Here is a 20579-nt window from a genome sequence, read left to right as displayed (position 1 = left end):
TCCGGCTCAGGCGGCCGGATCGTCCTGTTCGGGTAAATAAGCCATGTCGACGCCGCCGATCATTTCTCCGATCAGCAGCGAGGTCCGGCCCTGGTCGTCGGTGCGGCCGGTGACGGTGCGGCCGTCCTCGAAGGTCGCCTTGTAGCGCTGGTTCGGGATCGGCGCGCCAGTCTGCAGGTGGCGCAGCACCACGTATTCGTCGGTGTGCAGGTGCGAAGTCGGCAGGCGCACGTCCCTGGGGCTGGCGCCGCCGGGGCCGAAGTACATGAAATCGGACCCTTTGTGGATCTGCTGGCTGCTGCTCTGGTGGGTGATCTTGCCGTCGGCCCAGTCGGTGGTGGCGCCGGGAGCGATGATCTTGACCGCCGGCGCTTCCAGCTCGATGCGCTCGGCCGCGATCAGGCTGATGCGGCCCGAGGACTTGATCTGGATGTTGCCGAGGTGGGTCTGGACCACGATGTCGCCCTTCCCTGCGCCGATCTTCATGCCCAGTTCGTGCGCGAACATGCTCAGGCCGCGCGCGGCGCGCAGGAAGATGTTGCGGCCGGTGGAGACTTCGGCGTCGCCGGCGCTGACCACGTCGACCTTGTTCTGCGCGCCCAGCGCCAGGTTGTCGCTGCTGGCGAAGATGGCGCCGGCGGGCGCGCTGGCGGCGACGACGGCCGCGCCGCCGCCCGATCCGTCTTCGGCCACGTTGCTGCCTTCGTGCCAGCGCTTGAGTTTGTCGACCAGCGCGGCCAGGCGCTGCTGCGAAGGTTCGTCCTCGTTGTGGACCGCCGCCAGCTTGCCGACTTCGTCGAGGATGCCCTGCATGACTTCGGCCAGGCCGACCAGGCCGGCGCGCGCGAGCTGGCCGCCGGCGCCGCCCTGGTCGCCTTCTGCGCTGATCAGCACACCCTGGGCGCCGCGTACGGCCACCGACAGGTCGCTGCGCAGTTCGGCGCCCTCGCCGCGCGGCGCGCCCTTGCCGTGGTCGCGCGGCTCGGTCATCCAGCCGAGGTTCAGCTCCGAGGCGCCGTGGTCGCTGCCCAGCTGGGCGCTGATCTGGCCGCGGGTGTCGTCGAAGCGCAGCTGGTTGCCGCGCGCGCCGGCGATTTCGCGGGTGCGGGTGCCGGACAGGTAGCGGTTGCCGGGCAGGCTGCCTTCGCCATTGAAGGCCGGCGGCGCCGAGCGCTGGTTATACAGCTGGGCGAGGACGATGGGGCGGTCCGGGTCGCCGCCCAGGAAGGCCACCAGCACTTCGGTGCCGACGCGCGGCAAGCCGAGCGCGCCCGATTGGTGCTGGCTGCCGCTGCCGTTGCCGGCCCAGTTGGAGGCGACGCGCACCCAGGCCGAATCGGCCGGGCCGCCGGAGGCGCCGGCGCCGCGCGCATGCGCGTGATCGGCCGCGCGCATGCCCGGAAAGCGGATCTTCACGCGCCCCAGTGCGTCGCAGTGCACGTCCTCGTTGGCCGGGCCCACCACGACAGCGCTTTGCAGCTCCGGATGCGGGAGGTCGCTGCGGGGATCGTAGGCCGGCACAATGGCAATGCCGCGCCGGACCGCGGTGAAGGCGATGCGCACGCGCCCCGCCGGATCGGCGCTCGGCGCCCCCACGCCCAGCAGACTCGAGGCGGAAGCGGCGAGCTCGCGCGGGAGGTTGTTGTCGGCCACCACGCGCAGCTCGGTGATGACGAACTCGCGCTGCTCCGCCGGGTGGGTGTCGATCTCGGGGTGGTCCGCCAGCGAAAAGTACTGGCCGGCGCAGAAGTCGCGCACGCTGCCCTCGCCGTGGAAGCACTTCGATTCGAATTCGTGGCGGCTCATGCGCACGTGGCCGAGGCGCCAGTGGTCTTCGACGTCATCGCCGGCGTGCGGCATTTCGATCAGGTAGTCGTCGAGGGTGGCGGCGAGCTGGTTGCCGCTCGGGCCCTGGTCGGCCATGCCGCGCGCGCTGGCGGTCATGAACTGCGGGCCGCCCGGATTCTTGTAATCCCAGCTGTGGCGGGTGGTGAGGCCGGGCTGCAGGCGGCGCGCGGCAGTCCAGGACGTGACGGTGTCGCGGCCCTCGGCGACGCCGTCGCGATGGTAGCGCACGCTGCCGGCACTGTTCTTCGGCAGGTTGCCGGCGTCGGCAAACAGCACCAGGGTGTGCGCCGGGGTGCGGTCGTGGGCCGGGTCGACCGCGGTGCCGCGGCTGCGGCCCGGGCGGAACACCCAGCCGATACCGCGCCGCTTCAGCAGGCGGCGCACGAAGGCGGCGTCCGACTCGTTGTACTGCATGGTCTGTTCGCGCGGCGGGTACTGGCCCAGGTCGAGCAGCGCGTCGAGTTCGAGTTCGAAGGCGTTCGCCAGCACCGTGTTCGAGTGCCGCCATTCGTCGCACAGCAGCTGCACGATCTCGAGCTCGTTCTGGTAGCGGAACACGCGGCTGTTGCTGCGCTTTTCCATCACCGCGAAGACGTCGCGCACCACCAGTTCATAAGATGCGAGGGCGCCGTCCGAATCGCCGGCGCGCGCCTCGGTGACCAGGCCACACACGCTGCGCAGCTGGCCGCGGTCGGTGACGAACTGGATCTCGGCCGGCAGCGCGATCAATTCCTTGAGCGGCAGGTGCGGGCTGCTGGCCAGGCAGGCGACGCGGTATTCGATGCCGCCGCAGACCGCCTCGCTGCCCACCACCCGCTGGGGCAGCAGGATGTCCTCGGCAAGCTGCCCTGCTTGCGCGAGGCGCAGGCGCAGGGGGCGGTTGGCCGTGCTGAGGGACTTCTCATGCTGCAGGACCCGCAGGAACTCGCTCGCGCTCTCCACCATCTCTCCGTGTTCGGGTGCCGCAGTGCGGCGGAGAAGGTATTTTTCCACGCCTGCCAAGGCGGTCCGTTGCCGTGCGTCATACGGTTTGGGGCCGGTCAAGGCGGAACTTTCACCCGGGCGGAATTGTCGTGACCGCCAGAATCCGGCGCGGACCGCCCACCCGCTCGCGGCAGGGTGCATGCCGCGCACCCGACGGGCGCGCGCGGCGCCACCCTGCGCGGCGAATGCCCGAATGCAGCGGGATTAGGCGTGGATCAGGATGCGAGCAGGTTTTTCAGGCGCGGAATCGCAGCCAATGCACTCTGCCTGGTGGCGGCGCGGATTTCGTCGCCGGACAGGCCGCGTAATTCAGCCAGCATATGGCCGATCGCCGGCAGCTGTTCCGGGCTGTTGCGGCCGGGGTGGACCCAGCTGGGGGCGATGTCCGGCGCATCGGTCTCCAGCACGATGGCCTGCAGCGGCAGCTCGGCGGCCAGGCGCCGGATCTGCAGCGCGCGCGTAAACGTCATCGCGCCGCCGAAGCCGAGATGGAAACCGAGGTCGATGAAATTCCGCGCCTGCTGGAAGCTGCCGTTGAAGGCGTGGGCGATGCCGCCCGCCGGCCGGAGCTGCCGGATATGTTTTAAAACCTGGTCCTGCGAGCGCCGCACGTGGGTCAGCACCGGCAGTCCGAAGTCGCGCGCGATGCGCAGCTGCTCGCGCAGGAAGTGCTCCTGCTTCTCGCGCATCGCCGGTTCGCACAGCATGGGAATGAAGAAGTCCAGCCCGATTTCGCCGATGGCGACGAAGCGGGGGTCGATCATCGCCGCTTCCACCTGCCGGCGCAGCAACGCCAGGTCCTCGTCTGCCGCCTGCGGCACGTAGATCGGATGGATGCCCAGTGCATAGGAAGCGTTCGGCGCCGCATGGGCCAGGTCGCGCACCACGTCGAAGTTCACGCGCGCCACGGCCGGGATCACGATCATGTCCACCCCGGCCTGCCCCGCGCGCGCGGCGACGTCGAGCGACTCGGCGCCGAACTCGTGGGCGTCGAGGTGGCAGTGGGTGTCGATCCACATCGTCTCAGCTTTCCGGGCGCAGTCCGTGCTCGGTCAGGCGCAGCACGCGGTCGCAGCGGCGCGCCAGCTCGGGATCGTGGGTGACGATCACGAAGGCGGTGCCGAGGGTGCGCGAGAGCTCCAGCATCAGGTCGAAGATGGTCTCGGCGGTGCTGTGGTCGAGGTTTCCGGTCGGCTCGTCGGCCAGCACGCAGGCCGGTTCCGTCACCAGCGCGCGCGCCAGGGCCACGCGCTGGCGTTCGCCGCCCGACAGTTCGCCGGGACGGTGCACGGCGCGCTTGGCCAGGCCGACCCGCGCCAGCATCGCCTGCGCCTTGGCCACCGCTTCCTCGCGCTTCATGCGGCGGATCAGCAGCGGCATGGCGACGTTGTCCAGCGCCGAGAATTCCGGCAGCAGGTGGTGGAACTGGTAGACGAAGCCCAGCGAGGCGTTGCGCAGGTCGCCGCGCTTCGTCTCCGACAGGGCCGCGAAATCCTCGCCCTGCAGCACCACCGCGCCGCCGCTCGGCGTATCGAGGCCGCCGAGGATGTGCAGCAGGGTCGACTTGCCGGAGCCGGAAGCGCCGACAATGGCCACGCGTTCGCCGCGGGCGATGGAGAAATCGATATTGTCCAGCACCTGCACCGCGTAGTCGCCTTCGCGGAAGGTCTTGCCGACGCCGCGGCAGGAAAGCACCGGCATGCCGGTCATGGTCTCGATAGTTTCAGTAGTCATCGTATTATTCATAGCGCAGCGCCTCCGCCGGCTTCACGCGCGACGCCGACCAGCTCGGGTAGAGCGTCGCCGCAAACGCCAGCAGCACGGACACGCCGCCGATCTTGAAAACGTCCGGCCAGCGCATGTCCGAGGGGATTTCGCTGATCAGATAAATATCCTTCGACAGGAACTGCACCCCGAGCAGATGCTCGATGAAGGGCACGATCACGTCGATGTTCAGGGCCACCAGCACGCCCAGGCACACGCCGGCAATCGTACCGAGGATGCCGACCAGCGCGCCCTGGATCATGAAGATCTTCATGATCGAGGCCGGCGAAGAACCCAGCGTGCGCAGGATCGCGATGTCGGGCTGCTTGTCGGTCACCGTCATCACCAGGGTCGACACCAGGTTGAACGCGGCCACCGCGATGATCAGCGTGAGGATGATGAACATCATCCGCTTCTCGGTCTGCACGGCGGCGAACCAGTTGGCGTTCAGCTTGGACCAGTCGCGCATGACCAGGTCGCCGGACATCGACTTCTTCAGTTCCGCCGCCACCAGCGGCGCCTGGTGCATGTCGGCGATGCGCAGGCGCAGGCCGTTGGGCGCCTCGAGGCGCTCCATGCGTTCGGCATCCTGCAGGTGCACGAAGGCCATCGCCGAATCGAATTCGTAATGCCCGGCCTCGAAGATGCCGACCACCGTGAAGCTGCGCGTGCGCGGCACCCAGCCGGCCGGCGTGACCTGGCCCTGGGCCAGCATCATGTTGACCTTGTCGCCGACGCCCACGCCCAGCGAGCGCGCCAGCACGTAGCCCAGCACGATATCGAACTCGCCGGGACGCAGGTTCTGCAGGCTGCCCTGGCGGACCTGGCGGCCGACGTCCGACACTTTATGTTCTTGTTCCGGCAGGATGCCGCGGATGACCGCGGGCTTCATGACGTCGTCGCGCACCAGCAGGCCCTGGGTTTCCACGAAAGGCGCGGCGCCGCGCACGGCCGGGTTGCGGAAGGCTTCCTTCTCGGCGTCCTGCCAGTTGGGCATGCCGCCACGGGCGTCGAACACCTCGATATGGGCCAGCACGGACAGCATCCGGTCCGTCACTTCCTTCTGGAAGCCATTCATGACCGACAGCACGACGATCAGCGCCGCCACCCCGAGAGCGATACCGGACACCGAAATCAGGGAGATGAAGGAGATAAAACTGTTGCGGCTGCTGCGCTTGCCGGCGCGCGTGTAGCGCAGGCCGACCAGCCATTCGTAGGGCAATTTGTGGATGATGCTCATGGGCTCCTGGGTAAATGCTGCTTCGCCCCGCAGTGTGCCATACAAAGCTCATCCATGTGAGGGGTTGTCACGATTGAAACTAACGTTGCCGGCCCGAGCGGCTGGACTGCTCATGTTAATATTTCCTCATGAAAAATCCAAAAGGATTCATCCGAGTGGCGCTCGACCCACTCATCGTCGCCAGTGCGTCAACAGGAATAATGATTATTGTGTTGGTCACTTGGGGAAACAAGGTACACCTTAATTCGAGCGAATGGGCTGGTTGGGTACAAGCGGTTGGCTCGATCTCGGCCATTCTCATCACCCTTGGGCTCACGAACTATCAAATCAAGCAGCAGCAAAAAGGGGAGAGTGAGCGAGCGCAGGAAGAGACACGCCGGATCTGCCTCGCAGTCCGCGATGAACTGAGGATCCTTCAAAAAATAATTGCGACCAGCTCCAATGTTGCCGCTCTGCTGCGTCTTCAGCCAGGCGAAATCTTCAATATTGCTGTTCCTACCGTCGTCCCAAACGAACGCTTCTCCATATATCGCGCGGTGCTCGGTCGCCTGACAATGATTGAAGACGATCAGCTTCGGCAGGACATCATCTGGACCTATGAAACAGCGATCGGCCAAATCCATGCGGGGCTTCAAAATAACCGGCTGCTTTTTGAACTGCGAGAACTCGATCCAGGACGCCAGGCTGATCTTTACGAATTCCAGCTTGATCAGCTTCGGGCGTCTGCTACCAACATGCAGCAGCTTTGCAAACAAACCATTCAACGCGTTAGCGCACTTCTTCCGGATCTCGACCGAGCAACCGGGCGCAGTCAAGGCCTTGATAGCGGCAATCGAGGCGAATGATGTCCAACTGCTAAGCTACTGATTTCGCGGCTGCTTCTGCGAAATCAGCATTTATCCTACAATACCGCATGGCCCACATTTCGCTCGTCCTGCCGTTCGCCCTGCCTGCCCCCGAATTCGCCTCCGACCTGGTCCGTGCCCTCGAAGCACCGGCCCTGGCGGCGCTGTTGTCGCGCGCGTCGAAGCGGACTTTCCTTCCGCTCGAAGCGAGCGCACGCGTGCTGCCGCACGAGCTGTGGATAGCGCGTGCACTCGGGCTGGCGCACGGGACGGCGCCCGGCATCGCCGCCAGCGCCATGCGCGGCTATGGCCTCGACCCGCTGGACGGCACGTGGTTCATCGTCAACCCGGGCCATATCCAGATCGCCCACAGCCACCTCATGCTGGTCGATACCCGCCAGCTCGGCCTTGGCGAAGCCGACTCGCGCGCGCTGTTCGAGACCGCCCGCGAATCCTGCGAGGAAGCGGGCCACGCCCTGCTCTACGGCGCGCCCGACACCTGGTTCCTGCGCGCCGACGAGTGGGAAGGCATCCAGACCGCCAGCCCGGATGCGGCGGTGGGCATGAATTTGACCGACTGGGTCCCGACCGGCAACCAGGCGCGCGCTTTCCGCAAGCTGCAGAACGAGGTGCAGGTCAGCTGGTACACGCATCCGGTGAACGCCGCGCGCGAAAGCCGCGGCCAGGCGCCGGTGAATGCGATCTGGCCCTGGGGCGAGGCCAGCGTCGCCGCCGAGCACGCGCAGAAGCTGGTGGCGCGCGCCGCCGGCAAGCTGGCGCCGCCGCCCTTGGTTTCCACCTACAACACGCAGGGCTGGCTGGATGCGCTGGCCGACCAGCGTTTGAACGATCTCGATGACATTGCCGGCAAGCTGAGCTCCGGCGCGGATGCCGTCGAAGGCGGCCGCATGCTGGTCTGCGGCAGCGCCGCGGCGCCGGCCATCGCCGCCGACTGGCACGGCTGGCTGCAAGTCATGCACCACTACGAGGCGGCGCTGTTCGCGCCCCTGCTCGCGGCCCTGAAGCAGGGCCGTATCAAGTCGCTGCGGCTGGTGCTGAGCCACCGCGACGGCCACCTCGATACCACCACGACACCGATGGCCCAGCGCAAATTCTGGCGCCGTCCGACATTGGAAGCACTGAAGTGAAGACCCGTATTTCAACCCGTCCCTGCCCCGGCCGCCAATCCGAGCTGCTGGCCCAGGGCGGGATCCACCCCGTACTCGCCCGCGTGTACGCCGCGCGCGGCCTGTCCGACCCGCGCGAGCTGGCCAGCGAGCTGCAAGCCCTGCTGCCGCCCGCGGCCCTGCTGCAGATCGACGCCGCCGCCGTCTACCTGGCCGATGCCATTCAAAGCCGGAAGAAGATGACCATCGTCGCCGACTACGATTGCGACGGCGCCACCGCCTGCGCCACCGCGCTGCGCGGCCTGCGCTCCATGGGCGCGAACGTCGACTACATCGTGCCCAACCGCTTCGAGTACGGCTACGGCCTGACGCCGGAAATCGTCGAGCTGACCGCGCGCTCGACCGCGCCCGACATCATCATCACCGTGGACAACGGCATCGCCAGCATCGATGGCGTGGAAGCGGCGCGTGCGCGTGGCATCGAAGTCGTGGTCACCGACCACCACCTGCCGGGCGACGCCCTGCCCGACGCGCGCGTGATCGTGAATCCGAACCAGCCCGCCTGCGGCTTCCCCAGCAAGCACCTGGCCGGGGTCGGCGTCGTGTTCTACGTGCTGCTGGCGCTGCGCGCGGAACTGCGCAAGCGCGGGGTGTTCGACGCTGCCTCCCAACCGAAGCTGGATTCGCTGCTCGATCTGGTGGCGCTGGGCACCGTGGCAGACGTGGTCAAGCTCGACACCAACAACCGCATCCTGGTAGCGCAGGGCCTGAAGCGCATGCGCGCGGGCCGCATGCATGCCGGTATTGCCGCCCTGTTCCGCGTGTCGGGCCGGGAAGCGCGCTGCGCATCGCCGTTCGACCTGGGCTTTGCTTTGGGACCGCGCCTGAATGCCGCCGGCCGGCTGGAAGACATGTCGCTCGGGATCGAGTGCCTGGTGACCGACGACGAGGACCGCGCCTGGCAGATCGCCCAGCAGCTCAACGAGATCAACCTGAAGCGCCGCGAGATCGAGGCCGAGATGCAGGACACCGCCCTGCTCCACCTCGACGATTTCAAGCCGGCGGACGCCAGCACCATCGCCGTGTTCGACGACGGCTGGCACCAGGGCGTGATCGGCATCGTCGCCTCGCGCCTGAAGGAGAAGTTCTACCGGCCGACCATCACTTTCGCGCCGGCCGGCGACGGCTGGATCAAGGGCTCGGGGCGCTCGATTCCCGGCTTCCACCTGCGCGATGCGCTGGACCTGGTGTCCAAGCGCGTGCCGGGACTGATCGACAAGTTCGGCGGGCATGCAATGGCGGCCGGGCTGTCGATCCGGCTCGAGCACTTCGACACCTTTTGCGAGGCCTTCGAGGCGGTTGGGCGCGCATGGCTGAGCGAGGCCCAGCTGGAACGCGTGGTCGAGACCGACGGGCCGCTGGAGGACGATTTCTATACGGTGCAGTTCATCGAGCTGCTGGACGGCCAGGTCTGGGGACAGGGCTTCGCGCCGCCGGTCTTCTGCGACGAATTCCGCGTGGTGAGCCAGCGCATCCTGAAGGAGCGCCACCTGAAGCTGCTGCTGGAGCGGAATGGCCGGCGCTACGATGCGATCTGGTTCGGCAATACGGCCTCGCTGGGCGAGCGTGCGCGCGTGGCCTTCCGGCTGGACGCCAACGAATACAACGGCGTGACCAAGGTGCAGCTGCTGGTCGAGCACGCGGAACCGGCCTGATTCATGGGCGTGCAGATCGATCCGCAAGAGGTCGAGTTCAGCGCCATCCGGGCCCAGGGTCCGGGCGGGCAGAACGTCAACAAGGTCTCCTGCGCCGTGCACGCCCGCTTCGACATCGGCGCCTCGTCCCTGCCTGATCACGTGAAGGAGCGCCTGCTGGCAACGCGCGACAGCCGCATCACCGCGGACGGCGTGGTGGTGCTGAAAGCCCAGCAATCGCGCAGCCTGGAAGCCAACAAGGAAGACGCGCTGCGCAGGCTGCAGGAGCTGGTCGACCAGGCCAGCGTGGTGCAGGCGGTGCGCCGCCCAACCAAACCAACCCGCGGCTCCCAGCGGAGACGCCTGGACTCCAAAACCCGCAGCGGCCAGGTCAAGGCCTTGCGCGGCAAAGTCAGGGAATAATCAAACCGTAAATTCGGGGTCAGAGCACTTTTTGTGGCAATAGCCCGCGGGCATTTGCTCAAAAAAGTGCTCTGACCCCGATTTATTGCGGGTCAAGGGGTGTCGACTTTGGGCTTGCAGTTGCACGGCTGTTCGCCGCGGTCGAAGACGATGCGCCAGCGGCCGGGGGCTTCGAGGCGCCAGATCGAGTTGAAGCGGCCGACGCGGCGGCCAGCGGCGTCGTAGACCGGGCCGCCGCTGTAGGCCAGGGTGCCGGAGTCGACCACCTCGACCTCTTCCGGCTCCCAGGAAAACGGGGCTTGCGGGCCGTCGTAGAACTTGCGCCAGGCCGTGGCCACGGCCTCGCGGCCGCGCAGGACGCTGCCGGGGCCGGAGAAGAACACTGCCTCGTCGGACAGGAAGCTGGTGAACGCCGCGTGGTCGCGCGCCTTCATGGTCGCCGCGAAGGCGCGCTCATGGTCCGTCACCTGCTTCTTCAGCTCGGCATTCGTCGGCCGCGCCGCGCTGGCGACCGCCAGCATGAACATACTGATACACAAAACCCCAATCGACAGCAGACGCATGCGTCCTCCACGTTTCGAGCCTAAGCAAGTCCAGCTTGATAATCGAACAATTTTGTCACGGCAATACAATTTGCACAAGCCGCTTGCGAAGCCTCCGGAAGCGGAGTATAAACACTCCATAATCGGAGGATTCCTATGAGTCTCGCTTACGCCTATCCCAAAAGCCGCTTCGAAACCGCCGTGCTGGTCGACCTCAACGACCGCGAACAGCGCGAGCGCCTGTCCAGCGCCGCGCTGAAGGGCTTCTTCCAGCTGGCGATCACCTGGCAGATAAAAGACGAAGATGCGCGCGAGCTGCTGGGCGGCCTGTCCTCGTCGGCCTTCTACGACTGGAAGAAGAATCCGGCCCGCGTGCTGGAAGTCGACCGCATCACGCGCATCTCCTACCTGCTCGGCATCTATAAAGCCCTGCACATCCTGTACGGCGACAAGCTGGCCGACGAATGGGTCCACCTCGCCAACAGCAACCCGGTGTTCAACGGCCGCGCCCCGCTCGCCTTCATGCTGGGCGGCGGCCTGCTGGCCATGCAGACCGTGCGCCGCCTGCTCGACGCCCGCCGCGGAGGGCTGTGAGTGAAACTGGTCCCCCGGCCTGAACCCGGCCTCGTCCAGCTGCGCCAGTTCGACACCGTCCGCCTCATCCCCTCGCGCTTCGCCGATGCCGAAGACTCGGTGCTGGCGCCGCTGGCGGAAAACGATGCCGTGCTGCGCGACCTGTTCGACCTGGACAACGCCACCAACGACCGCCTGCGCGGCGAATCCGGCCTCCTGCCCGGCATCGGCATGGACGAACTGGTGTTCGGCTTGCCGAACTTCCGCATGATCAATGCGGCCTATACCTATGCGCGCCCGGAAGGCAGCCGCTTCAACGACGGCGAGCGCGGCGCCTGGTACTGCGCCTTCGAACTCGAGACCGCGCTGGCCGAGGTCTGCTTCCATAAAACCGTCGAGTACCAGGAGATCGGCCGCTTCGACGACAGCGTCAGCTACCAGGCCCTGCTCGCCGATTTCACCGCCGTCTTCCACGACCTGCGCGGCAGCGAGGCCTGGGCCGACTGCCTCGATCCGTCCAGCTACATCGCCTCGCAGCGCCTCGCGAACGCGCTGCTGGACGCCGGCGCCATGGGCATCATCTACCCCAGCGTCCGGCGGCCCGAGGGCACGAACCTTGCCTGCTTCCGCCCGGCCCTGGTCGGGAATGTCCGCAAGGGACAGGCGTATCGGTTAACATGGGCGGGTTCGCCGGCGCCGAGCGTCGAAGCCATCTGATTCAATGAAGCCATGAAAACCGATCCATTAAAAGACACCGAACTGCACGACAAGATCAACCGCGAGACCGCCCGCATCAACTGGTCCGAACTGGAGCGCCACTTCGCCAACGGCGCCGTGGTCTGGGTGAGCCATGAACTCGACCTGGTCGAAGCCGCCCTGCGCATCGCCCACGACGACAAGGAACACATCGCGCGCTGGATGAGCGAGGGCAAACTGGCCAAGGTGTCGGACGCGCAGGCGCTGGCCTGGCAATCCACCAATGCCCTGCTGTGGGCATCGGTGCTCAGTCCCTTCGTGCTGGTCCAGGAAGACAAGGCGGCGCCGAAAGACACCCTGCATTAGTCAAGCGATCGGCGCCCGCCCGCTGCTGCGCGACATAGCCGGCGCCTGCTCCAGCTGAAAAGTATTCACCAGCGCCGCATGGTGGACCGCGATCTGTCCGGCGGCCAACACCACGATGGCAAATGTCGCGTACAGTTTTGTTGAGATTGCAACACCGGCACCATCCCTCATCTCTTCCCGCCTTTTTGGTGGCGACCATCACTCAACATGATAATTTGATCAAAGTGACGGAATAGTGCCGTGCAGATTACAAACGGCCAACGATATCTCCGCAATTTGAGCAAACTTTTAGTGTGGGTGGTATAACCTCTTTCTATAATCCGAGTGAAGAATTCTTGACGTAATGCAAGAAAACAAGATGTGAACAAATTTATCCGCTATACTGTTGGGATACGAGGAAGTTTATGCAGAGCAATATCAAAACCGACGATCCAGTGATGACCACCAGCGAGGTTGCGCGCCTGTTGGGCGTGGCCACGAGCACGGTCCAGATCTGGATGGAAAGCGGCGCGATCGAGTCCTGGAAGACACCGGGCGGGCATCGCCGTACGCGCCTGAGCCTAGTCCAGGGACTCCTGCACGGGAAGGACGACAACGCCCATCTGCGCCCCGCGGCCAGCAACGACAAGGAATTCCTGCCTCTCCTGGATCCGAACTACCCGGTCCCGGCGGACGAACGCGCACGCCTCGCGGCCGTGGGTGCGAGCGGCCTGGTCGACACCGACGAGGAACCGCGCTTCGACCGCATCGTGCGCCTGGCCACCATGGTGACCGGCTCGCCGATCGCGCTGATCTCGCTGCTGACCTCGACCCGCCAGTGGTTCAAGGCCAGGGTCGGCCTCGAGCCGCGCGAAACCCCGCGCGACTGGGCCTTCTGCTCGCACGCCGTGCTGCGCGAAGAGATGTTCGTGGTCGAGGATGCCCTCGGCGACGAGCGCTTCCGCGACAACCCGCTGGTCCAGGGCGACCCGAAGATCCGCTTCTACGCCGGCGTACCGCTGCGCGACCGCGCCGGCCACCCGCTCGGCACCCTGTGCGTGATCGACCGCGAACCGCGCCGCTTGCGGGCGGCTGAGGTGCAGGGCTTGCTCGATCTGGCGGCGATTGCTGCGGCGGAGATTCAGGCCAGCCGGCCGAACAGGTTTTAGTATCTCGTCATCCCCGCGAAAGCGGGGATCCATGCTGAGTTTCCGAAGTCCGTATATCTAAAACCTTACTAATGCATCTGACTGAGCGAATTCTTTTCGCTCAGCATGGATTCCCGCTTTCGCGGGAATGACGGTGCGTACGTACGGCGCTTATTTCGCCAGATCCACCTGGTACAGCGCAAACCCCTTGCCCTGTCCATCATCCGCAGCCAGCTGCGACACATTCTCCAAGCCCGCCGCACGCGCCAGTTCCAGCTTGCCCGGCGCCGAGTGGAACACCACCGGCCCTTTCGTCTCCACTTTCGTGAAGCGCCAGCTGCGCTGCGCCCCGTTGGCGACGCGGGTCAGACGGCGAGCCTCCTTGACGTAAGCGATCAGCACGTCGCGGCTGGCATCAGGCGAAGCGAGCACGGTGCGGCTGCCGTCCAGGCCAGGGAAGTTCCCGCCGCCGCTCGCGCGGTAGTTGTTCGTCGCGACCAGGAATTCCTGCCCGGCCGGCAGCGGCTTCCCGTGCAGCCGCAGATCGGCGATGCGCTTGCCCGGCGGCTGGGTCACGTCGATCTCGTAGCGCAGCTCGGGCGAGGTGAGGGTATCGAAGTTATAGCCGGCGAAGCCGGTATTCACCAGCTCCTGCGGCTCGGTCCTGGCCGGGTCGATCGTGTTGAAGCGCGACGCCGCCTTTTCCAGCCATGCCTTCAGCCCAGCCCCGTCGACCTTCACCAGCGCCAGCGCATTCGGATACAGGTAGAGGTCCGCGGCGTTGTTCAGCGCCAAATCGCCGGCCGCGACGTCGGTGTAGTCGAGCACGCCGGCCGAACCGCTCTTGAAAGGCGCGGACACCGACAGCACCGGCAGCTGCGCATATTGCGGCAGGTTCGCCGCCACGTAGCGCCGCGCATAGTCGGCCTGCGCCTGGTTCACGACCTGGATCGCCGACACGTCGCCGACATCGGCAAAATAAGTCGACATGCGGAAGTCGGCGCTGCCGATCGGCGTCTTGACGTAACGGATCGTGGCTTCGTGCTCGTTCTTCACAAGTGCCATCACGTCCGGATCGGCCGCCACATAGCGCTTGTCCGGCTGCTGGGTACTGCGGTTCTCGACGATGGCTGCATCCTGCTCGGCGTGCCAGCGCTTGCCGTCGTGGCGCAGCTGCAGGCGCACCACGCCCAGGTTCTTGCCCCACAAATTGGCCATCACGGTCGGCACGCCGAACACCCTGCCCTTCACTTTGTCGACATGCGGCAGGTTGAACTGGGCGACGGTGCTGGTGGGATTCGGGAAAGGCTGGTGCGAGTGGCCGAGCAGCAGCGCGTCGATGCCGCCGACTTGCGCCAGATAGTAGTTACCGTTCTCCATCGTGGGCGAATACGGGCCGGCATCGAGGCCGCCATGCGAAATCGCCACCACCAGCTCGGCGCCTTTTGCGCGCATCTCCGGCAGGTAGCGCTTGGCCGTTTCGACCAGGCCTTCGGTAGTGATCTTCCCTTCCAGCCAGCGCCGGTCCCAGTTCAGGATGGCCGGCGGCGTGAAGCCGATGATGCCGACCTTGACGCTGGTTTCAAAGGCTTTGCCGTTCGCATCGACAGCCTTGATGCGGCGCGTGAGGATGCGGTAAGGCGCGAACAGCGGCTTCTTCGTCTTGACGCTGTAGACGTTGGCCAGCACCACCGGGAATCCCGGTCCGGCGCAGGTTTTCGCAGAAACGCCTTCCACGTCCAGGCGCTGTCCGGTCACCTGCCCCAGATAGGCCAGTCCGAAATTGAAATCGTGGTTGCCGATGCCGATGCCGTCGTAGCCCAGCTTCTGCATCGCCTTGTAGATGCCGAGCAGCTGGCCGCATTTCAGCGGCGCGACGGTGGCCTGGTAATCGCCCAGCGCATTGCCCTGGATGGTGTCGCCGTTGTCGAGCAGGAGCGTGTTCGGGAAATCGCGGCGCGCTTGCAAGATCAGGGAGGCCGTGCGGTCCAGGCCCAGCGACGGGTCCTCGGCCAGCTTGAAGTAGTCGTAGCCGACCACCGCCGAGTGCAGGTCGGTGGTTTCCAGGATGGCCAGTTCGGCGCTGGCGCCGGCGCGCGGCTTCGCGGCCAGGGCCGGCGTCGATGCGGCAGCGGTGGCGATGGCGACGGAAACGATGAGGCAGAACGGGCGGGGGTGGCGGTAGCTCATGCCCGAATCATAAGGCAGGCGCCTTCCGCGGGGCAAGGAAAGCGCTCCATCGCGCTCCCCGGAGCCTGGCTGCGGTATAATCTCCGGTTCGATTCAACCCTCTAAAAATACGTCACCGACCATGGAAGCTGAACGCATCAACGCCCTTTCCGCCCTGCTGAACGACCTGAGCAGCCGTGAAGCCGAACTTCGGAGGTATCTTTGACTTCGATCGGAAGTCAGAGAAACTAGAACAGGTCAACCAGGAACTGGAAGACCCGACCGTCTGGAACGACCAGAAACGCGCGCTCGAACTCGGCAAGGAGAAGAAGTCCCTGGAAGGCGTCGTGCTGACGCTGGAGAAGGCCAGGTCCGACATCGACGATTCGCGCGACCTGTTCGACATGGGGCGCGAAGAAGGCGATGACGACACGATCGAATCCGTCGAAGCCGACGCAGGCGAGATCCTGAAGGTCATCGAGCAGATGGAATTCCGCCGCATGTTCAGCAATCCGATGGACCATGCGAACTGCTTCATCGACATCCAGGCCGGCGCCGGCGGCACCGAAGCCCAGGACTGGGCCTCGATGCTGATGCGCCAGTACCTCCGCTATTGCGAGCGCAAGGGCTTCAAGGCCGACGTGCTGGAGATTTCCGAGGGCGAGGTTGCGGGCATCAAGACCGCCACCATCAAGGTTGAGGGCGAGTACGCCTATGGCCACCTGCGCACCGAGACCGGCGTACACCGCCTGGTCCGCAAGTCGCCGTTCGACTCGGCCAACGGCCGCCACACTTCGTTCACCTCGCTGTTCGTCTACCCGGAAGTCGACGAGTCCTTCGAAATCGAGATCAACCCGGCGGACGTGCGCATCGATACCTACCGCGCATCCGGTGCAGGCGGCCAGCACATCAACAAGACCGACTCCGCGGTGCGCCTGACGCACGCGCCTTCGGGCATCGTGGTGCAGTGCCAGAACGACCGCTCGCAGCACCGCAACAAGGCCGAGGCCTTCGACATGCTGCGCGCGAAATTGTTCGAACTCGAGATGCGCAAGCGCATGGCCGAGCAGCAGAAGCTGGAAGACTCGAAGACCGACGTCGGCTGGGGCCACCAGATCCGTTCCTACGTGCTCGACCAGTCGCGCATCAAGGACTTGCGTACCGGCTTCGAGACCGGCAATACGAAGAACGTGCTGGACGGCGATCTCGACGACTTCATCTCCGCATCCCTGAAACAAGGCGTCTGATCACGATGGCAAATAGCGCATTCATCTTCGACATGGACGGCACCATCGTCGACAACATGGCCTTCCACACCAAGTCCTGGCTCGAGTTCTTCGCGCGCCGCGGCAAGGAGTACGAGGCCGAGGCCTTCTTCCGCGAGACCGCCGGCGCCCAGGGCCGCGAGATTCTGCGCGCCCGCCTGGGCGAGGATGTCACCGACGAGGAGATCGCCGCGCTGGCCGCGGAGAAGGATGCGCTGTACCGCGAGATGTACGGCCCGCACCGCGCCGCAATCCAGGGCTTCGACAGGTTCGTGACCGATGCCGATGACAAAGGCGTGGCGCTGGCAGTGGCCACCTCGGCGCCGCCGAAGAACATCGTGTTCACGCTCGATGAACTCGACCTGCGCCGCCACTTCGCGACGGTGGTCGGCGCCGCCGACGTCAAGCAGGGCAAGCCGCATCCGGACGTGTTCCTGAAAGCCGCCGAGCAGCTTGGCGCCAATCCCGCCGACTGCATCGTCTTCGAAGATGCGCCGATGGGCGTGGAAGCCGCGCGCCGCGCAGGCATGCGCGCGGTGGTCATCACCACCACCCTGCCCGCGGCCAGCTTCGCGGAATTCGACAACGTGATCAAGATCGTCAACGACTATGACGAGCTGTCCGTTGAGGATCTTCTGGCTGCCCTCTGAACCAATACTAGACAAGATAAAACCTGATATGAGCACCGAAAACCAAGAACAGAACAGCCAAGTACAAGGCGGCCAGGAACAGCAAAGCACCCTGCAGGCCGACGACAACAAGATCATCGCCGAGCGCCGCGTCAAGCTGGCCGCCGTGCGCGAAAAAGGCATCGCCTTCCCGAACGACTTCGTCCCGCAGCACAAGGCCGCCGACCTGACCGAAACCTACGGCGGCTGGACCCGCGAGCAGCTGGAAGCCGAGCCGCAGCAGGTGGTGCTGGCCGGCCGCATGATGCTCAAGCGCGAAGCCGGCAAGAAGGCCGCCTTCGCGACCCTGCAGGACGCCTCGGGCCCGCGCGCCGACGGCCGCATCCAGATCTACGTCACCCTCGACAACACCGGCGAGGAAGCGATGGAAGCCCTGCGCCACTATGACCTGGGCGACATCCTGGGCGTCGAAGGCACGCTGTTCAAGACCAAGACCGACGAGCTGACCGTGAAGGTCGCCAAGCTGCGCCTGATCACCAAGTCGCTGCGCCCGCTGCCGGACAAGTTCCACGGCCTGGCGGATCAGGAAACGAAATATCGCCAGCGCTACGTCGACCTGATCATGAACGAAGAGACGCGCCGCACCTTCAAGGCGCGTACCGCCGCGATCGCGTCGATCCGCCGCTTCATGCAGGACAACCAGTTCATGGAAGTCGAGACCCCGATGCTGCACCCGATCCCGGGCGGCGCCGCGGCCAAGCCTTTCATCACCCACCACAACGCGCTGGACATGCAGATGTTCCTGCGTATCGCGCCTGAGCTGTACCTGAAGCGCCTGGTGGTCGGCGGCTTCGACCGCGTATTCGAAATCAACCGTAACTTCCGCAACGAAGGCGTCTCGATCCGCCACAATCCGGAATTCACGATGATGGAGTTCTACGCCGCCTACACCGACTACAAGTGGCTGATGGACTATACCGAGGCCGTGATCCGCCAGGCCGCGGTCGACGCCCACGGCACCGCCGACCTGACCTATGGCGGCCGCCAGCTGGACCTGGGCAAGCCCTTCCACAGGCTGACGATTGTCGAAGCGATCAACAAGTACGCGCCGGAGTACACCGACGAGCAGCTGCATGACGCCGAGTTCCTGAAGAAGGAATTGAAAGAGAAGTTCGGCGTGAAGCCGCACGTGATCTCGGGCCTGGGCGCGCTGCAGCTGTCGCTGTTCGAAGAGACCGCCGAAGCCCAGTTGTGGGAGCCGACCTTCATCATCGACTACCCGGTCGAAGTCTCGCCGCTGGCGCGCGCTTCCGACACCCGCGAAGGCATCACCGAGCGCTTCGAGCTGTTCATGGTGGGCCGCGAAATCGCCAACGGCTTCTCGGAGCTGAACGATCCGGAAGACCAGGCAGCCCGCTTCCAGGCCCAGGTGGCCGCCAAGGACGCCGGCGATGAAGAGGCGATGTTCTACGACGCCGACTACATCCGCGCGCTGGAATACGGCCTGCCGCCGACCGGCGGCTGCGGTATCGGCATCGACCGCCTGATCATGATCCTGACGGACTCGCCGAACATTCGCGATGTGCTGCTGTTCCCGCACCTGCGCAAGGAAGATTGATTACGGATTTGCGTAATGCGTAAGGAAAAAGGCGCGAAACGGGAAACCGTTCGCGCCTTTTTTATGTTGTTGGCCCGTCGTTCCCGCGCAGGCGGGAACCCAAGTTGCGCGAGTGGCCTGCGAACAAACTTGGGTCCCCGCCTGCGCGGGGACGACGGTCTTCGGGCTAACGCACCACCCGATAACAAGGAATATATTCCTTCCCCGGCAACTTCATCCGGCTCTGCTCCACGAACGACTGCAGCAGCCTGTCCATCGGCGCCATGATCTCCTCCTCGCCGTGGATCTCGAACTTGCCGTACTTTTCGATTTCGCGGATCCCCTCTTCCTTCACGTTCCCCGCCACCACGCCCGAAAACGCCCGGCGCAGATTGGCCGCCAGCAGGTGCGTTTCCTGGCCCTTGTGCAGCGACAGGCTGCGCATGTTTTCGTGGGTCGGCTTGAACGGCTTCTGGAATTCGGGGTCGATCTTCAGGCCCCAGTTGAAGTAGTAGGCGTCGCTGCGCGACTTGCGGAATTCGCGCACCTGGCGGATCCCGGTGTGCATCGCCTGGGCCACGGCTTCCGGATCGTCGACGATGATCTGGTAGCGCTTCTGCGCTTCCGCGCCCAGGGTCAGGCCGATGAAATGGTCGATCTGCTCGAAGTATTCCTTGGCCGTCGAAGGCCCGGTGAACACCAGCGGGAACGGCACCTCGGCATTTTCCGGGTGCAGCAGGATGCCGAGGATGTAGAGGATTTCCTCGGCGGTGCCGGCGCCGCCCGGAAACACGACGATGCCATGGCCGGTACGCACAAAGGCTTCGAGACGCTTCTCGATGTCCGGCATGATCACCAGGTCGTTGACGATCGGGTTCGGCGATTCCGCGGCGATGATGCCCGGTTCGGAGATGCCGAGATAGCGGCCGCCCTGCAGGCGCTGCTTGGCATGGCCGATGGTGGCGCCCTTCATCGGGCCCTTCATCGCGCCCGGACCGCAGCCGGTGCAAATGTCCAGTTCGCGCAGGCCGAGCTGGTAGCCGACATGCTTCGAGTAGTTGTACTCGACGCGGTTGATCGAGTGGCCGCCCCAGCACACCACCAGGTTCGGATTGCGCTGCGGCTGGATCACGTTGGCGTTGCGCAGGATGTGGAAGACGGCGTCGGTGATGCCTTCCGGCCGGTTCAGGTCGAAGCGCGGATTGTCCGTCACCTCGAAGCTCACGTAGACGATATCGCGCAGCACTGAAAACAGGTGCTCGTGGATACCTTTGATCATCTTGCCGTCGACGAAGGCATGGGCCGGCGCGCTGCGGATATCGAGCTTGATGCCGCGTTCGCGCTGGATGATCTTGATGTCGAAATCCTTGTAGCGTTCCAGGAGTTCCTTGCCGTCGTCGATCGAACTGCCCGAGTTCAGCACCGCCAGCGCGCATTTGCGGAAGACCTGGTACAGGCCGCCCTGGCTGGTATCGAGCAGCTTTGCCACTTCCGCCTTGGACAATACTTCGAGGCGCCCTTCCGGGGAAATCAATGTGTCGACAACGTCGTTCGTCATGTTCTCTTCCCTTTCTTTCGTCTATCTGTGCTGAGGTGTTTCCGTACAGCTTTTACGCCAATATACGACATCTGAACACAGTTTGCCCCCACGCTTGCGCAGGCTTTTCGTGTCAATACTGTTGAGCAGGAA

At 65.1% G+C, this 20579-nt stretch carries 19 protein-coding genes; 11 read left to right on the top strand and 8 right to left on the bottom strand.

The genetic code is table 11. The features are described from left to right. Positions 1-6 precede the first annotated feature (6 nt). From LQV39_RS07135 to LQV39_RS07120, 4 genes are all read right to left on the bottom strand, one after another. Positions 7-2793, bottom strand: coding sequence for a type VI secretion system Vgr family protein (locus LQV39_RS07135; protein WP_230022425.1), 2787 nt, complete (start codon positions 2791-2793; stop codon positions 7-9). Positions 2794-3047: 254 nt separating this feature from the next. Then, positions 3048-3851: a TatD family hydrolase gene (locus tag LQV39_RS07130; RefSeq protein ID WP_230022423.1), complete on the bottom strand. Its 804-nt coding sequence runs from the start codon at positions 3849-3851 to the stop codon at positions 3048-3050. Between the two features lie 4 nt (positions 3852-3855). Next, positions 3856-4566, bottom strand: a complete 711-nt coding sequence (gene lolD / locus LQV39_RS07125; RefSeq protein WP_374199413.1) for a lipoprotein-releasing ABC transporter ATP-binding protein LolD — start codon at positions 4564-4566, stop codon at positions 3856-3858. 4 nt (positions 4567-4570) lie between these two features. Beyond that, a complete protein-coding gene (locus LQV39_RS07120) occupies positions 4571-5836 on the bottom strand; it encodes a lipoprotein-releasing ABC transporter permease subunit (protein WP_230022422.1) in 1266 nt (421 codons plus the stop codon). A 128-nt stretch (positions 5837-5964) separates the two neighbouring features. On the opposite strand from LQV39_RS07120, the gene LQV39_RS07115 reads away from it, so the two are divergent. The 4 genes from LQV39_RS07115 (at position 5965) to arfB (ending at position 9925) form a co-directional block, all read left to right on the top strand. Continuing rightward, positions 5965-6681, top strand: coding sequence for a hypothetical protein (locus LQV39_RS07115; RefSeq protein ID WP_230022420.1), 717 nt, complete (start codon positions 5965-5967; stop codon positions 6679-6681). Between the two features lie 68 nt (positions 6682-6749). Continuing rightward, complete coding sequence (locus LQV39_RS07110; protein WP_230022418.1) at positions 6750-7829, top strand: hypothetical protein; 1080 nt, start codon at positions 6750-6752, stop codon at positions 7827-7829. Beyond that, entirely contained in the window at positions 7826-9523 is a 1698-nt protein-coding gene (recJ, locus tag LQV39_RS07105) for a single-stranded-DNA-specific exonuclease RecJ (protein ID WP_230022416.1), read from the top strand. Before LQV39_RS07110 ends, recJ begins: the two co-directional genes overlap by 4 nt. Before the next feature lie 3 nt (positions 9524-9526). Beyond that, positions 9527-9925 carry an alternative ribosome rescue aminoacyl-tRNA hydrolase ArfB gene (gene arfB / locus LQV39_RS07100; protein WP_230022414.1) on the top strand — a complete coding sequence of 133 codons (399 nt, stop codon included), beginning with the start codon at positions 9527-9529 and terminating at the stop codon, positions 9923-9925. A 92-nt stretch (positions 9926-10017) separates the two neighbouring features. Here the strand turns inward: arfB and LQV39_RS07095 are convergent, their stop codons facing one another. Further along, entirely contained in the window at positions 10018-10488 is a 471-nt protein-coding gene (locus tag LQV39_RS07095) for a DUF4440 domain-containing protein (protein ID WP_230022411.1), read from the bottom strand. 135 nt (positions 10489-10623) lie between these two features. Between LQV39_RS07095 and LQV39_RS07090 the strand changes: the two genes are divergently transcribed. The 3 genes from LQV39_RS07090 to LQV39_RS07080 are packed head-to-tail and all read left to right on the top strand — an operon-like array spanning position 10624 to position 12102. Continuing rightward, complete coding sequence (locus LQV39_RS07090; protein ID WP_230022409.1) at positions 10624-11061, top strand: antitoxin Xre/MbcA/ParS toxin-binding domain-containing protein; 438 nt, start codon at positions 10624-10626, stop codon at positions 11059-11061. After that, the gene (locus LQV39_RS07085; RefSeq protein ID WP_374199412.1) at positions 11062-11757 is read left to right on the top strand and encodes an RES family NAD+ phosphorylase; all 696 of its coding nucleotides are present in this window, start codon (positions 11062-11064) and stop codon (positions 11755-11757) included. It abuts the gene before it with no gap. A gap of 12 nt (positions 11758-11769) precedes the next feature. Further along, complete coding sequence (locus LQV39_RS07080; protein ID WP_230022406.1) at positions 11770-12102, top strand: DUF2288 domain-containing protein; 333 nt, start codon at positions 11770-11772, stop codon at positions 12100-12102. Here LQV39_RS07080 and LQV39_RS07075 read toward each other — a convergent pair whose 3' ends face one another. Further along, the gene (locus LQV39_RS07075) at positions 12103-12273 is read right to left on the bottom strand and encodes a hypothetical protein (RefSeq protein WP_230022394.1); all 171 of its coding nucleotides are present in this window, start codon (positions 12271-12273) and stop codon (positions 12103-12105) included. Positions 12274-12506: 233 nt separating this feature from the next. Here LQV39_RS07075 and LQV39_RS07070 point away from each other — a divergent pair, with 233 nt between their 5' ends. Then, positions 12507-13250: a GAF domain-containing protein gene (locus LQV39_RS07070; RefSeq protein ID WP_230022392.1), complete on the top strand. Its 744-nt coding sequence runs from the start codon at positions 12507-12509 to the stop codon at positions 13248-13250. A gap of 150 nt (positions 13251-13400) precedes the next feature. Here LQV39_RS07070 and LQV39_RS07065 read toward each other — a convergent pair whose 3' ends face one another. Then, on the bottom strand, positions 13401-15419 hold the full coding sequence (locus tag LQV39_RS07065; RefSeq protein WP_230022390.1) for a bifunctional 2',3'-cyclic-nucleotide 2'-phosphodiesterase/3'-nucleotidase: 2019 nt from the start codon (positions 15417-15419) through the stop codon (positions 13401-13403). Between the two features lie 121 nt (positions 15420-15540). On the opposite strand from LQV39_RS07065, the gene prfB reads away from it, so the two are divergent. From prfB to lysS, 3 genes are all read left to right on the top strand, one after another. Next, a protein-coding gene (gene prfB / locus LQV39_RS07060; protein WP_230022386.1) for a peptide chain release factor 2 occupies positions 15541-16645 on the top strand; the annotation gives its coding sequence in 2 pieces (ribosomal slippage) (positions 15541-15621 and positions 15623-16645; 1104 coding nt in all). Next, positions 16645-17313, top strand: a complete 669-nt coding sequence (locus LQV39_RS07055; RefSeq protein WP_374199416.1) for an HAD family hydrolase — start codon at positions 16645-16647, stop codon at positions 17311-17313. The genes prfB and LQV39_RS07055 overlap by 1 nt, the downstream gene beginning before the upstream one ends. 28 nt (positions 17314-17341) lie before the next feature. Continuing rightward, positions 17342-18910 carry a lysine--tRNA ligase gene (lysS, locus tag LQV39_RS07050; RefSeq protein WP_230022376.1) on the top strand — a complete coding sequence of 523 codons (1569 nt, stop codon included), beginning with the start codon at positions 17342-17344 and terminating at the stop codon, positions 18908-18910. Between the two features lie 166 nt (positions 18911-19076). Here lysS and ppnN read toward each other — a convergent pair whose 3' ends face one another. Beyond that, a complete protein-coding gene (ppnN, locus tag LQV39_RS07045; RefSeq protein ID WP_230022373.1) occupies positions 19077-20447 on the bottom strand; it encodes a nucleotide 5'-monophosphate nucleosidase PpnN in 1371 nt (456 codons plus the stop codon). Between the last annotated feature and the right edge of the window lie 132 nt (positions 20448-20579).

It is taken from the genome of Massilia sp. Bi118, from assembly GCF_918697865.1.
In the GTDB taxonomy this organism is placed as follows: domain Bacteria; phylum Pseudomonadota; class Gammaproteobacteria; order Burkholderiales; family Burkholderiaceae_D; genus Telluria.
Note: the sequence above shows the minus strand (reverse complement) of the source record. Positions and strands in the feature narration are given on the sequence as shown.

Excerpts from the sequence above, each read along its gene's own strand:
- LQV39_RS07120 (WP_230022422.1), bottom strand. The coding sequence starts at position 5,836 with ATGAGCATCATCCACAAATTGCCCTACGAATGGCTGGTCGGCCTGCGC.
- lolD (WP_374199413.1), bottom strand. The coding sequence starts at position 4,566 with ATGACTACTGAAACTATCGAGACCATGACCGGCATGCCGGTGCTTTCC.
- LQV39_RS07135 (WP_230022425.1), bottom strand. The coding sequence starts at position 2,793 with ATGGTGGAGAGCGCGAGCGAGTTCCTGCGGGTCCTGCAGCATGAGAAG.
- LQV39_RS07075 (WP_230022394.1), bottom strand. The coding sequence starts at position 12,273 with ATGAGGGATGGTGCCGGTGTTGCAATCTCAACAAAACTGTACGCGACA.
- LQV39_RS07065 (WP_230022390.1), bottom strand. The coding sequence starts at position 15,419 with ATGAGCTACCGCCACCCCCGCCCGTTCTGCCTCATCGTTTCCGTCGCC.
- LQV39_RS07115 (WP_230022420.1), top strand. The coding sequence starts at position 5,965 with ATGAAAAATCCAAAAGGATTCATCCGAGTGGCGCTCGACCCACTCATC.
- LQV39_RS07070 (WP_230022392.1), top strand. The coding sequence starts at position 12,507 with ATGCAGAGCAATATCAAAACCGACGATCCAGTGATGACCACCAGCGAG.
- LQV39_RS07080 (WP_230022406.1), top strand. The coding sequence starts at position 11,770 with ATGAAAACCGATCCATTAAAAGACACCGAACTGCACGACAAGATCAAC.
- LQV39_RS07090 (WP_230022409.1), top strand. The coding sequence starts at position 10,624 with ATGAGTCTCGCTTACGCCTATCCCAAAAGCCGCTTCGAAACCGCCGTG.
- ppnN (WP_230022373.1), bottom strand. The coding sequence starts at position 20,447 with ATGACGAACGACGTTGTCGACACATTGATTTCCCCGGAAGGGCGCCTC.
- LQV39_RS07130 (WP_230022423.1), bottom strand. The coding sequence starts at position 3,851 with ATGTGGATCGACACCCACTGCCACCTCGACGCCCACGAGTTCGGCGCC.
- lysS (WP_230022376.1), top strand. The coding sequence starts at position 17,342 with ATGAGCACCGAAAACCAAGAACAGAACAGCCAAGTACAAGGCGGCCAG.
- arfB (WP_230022414.1), top strand. The coding sequence starts at position 9,527 with ATGGGCGTGCAGATCGATCCGCAAGAGGTCGAGTTCAGCGCCATCCGG.
- LQV39_RS07095 (WP_230022411.1), bottom strand. The coding sequence starts at position 10,488 with ATGCGTCTGCTGTCGATTGGGGTTTTGTGTATCAGTATGTTCATGCTG.
- LQV39_RS07110 (WP_230022418.1), top strand. The coding sequence starts at position 6,750 with ATGGCCCACATTTCGCTCGTCCTGCCGTTCGCCCTGCCTGCCCCCGAA.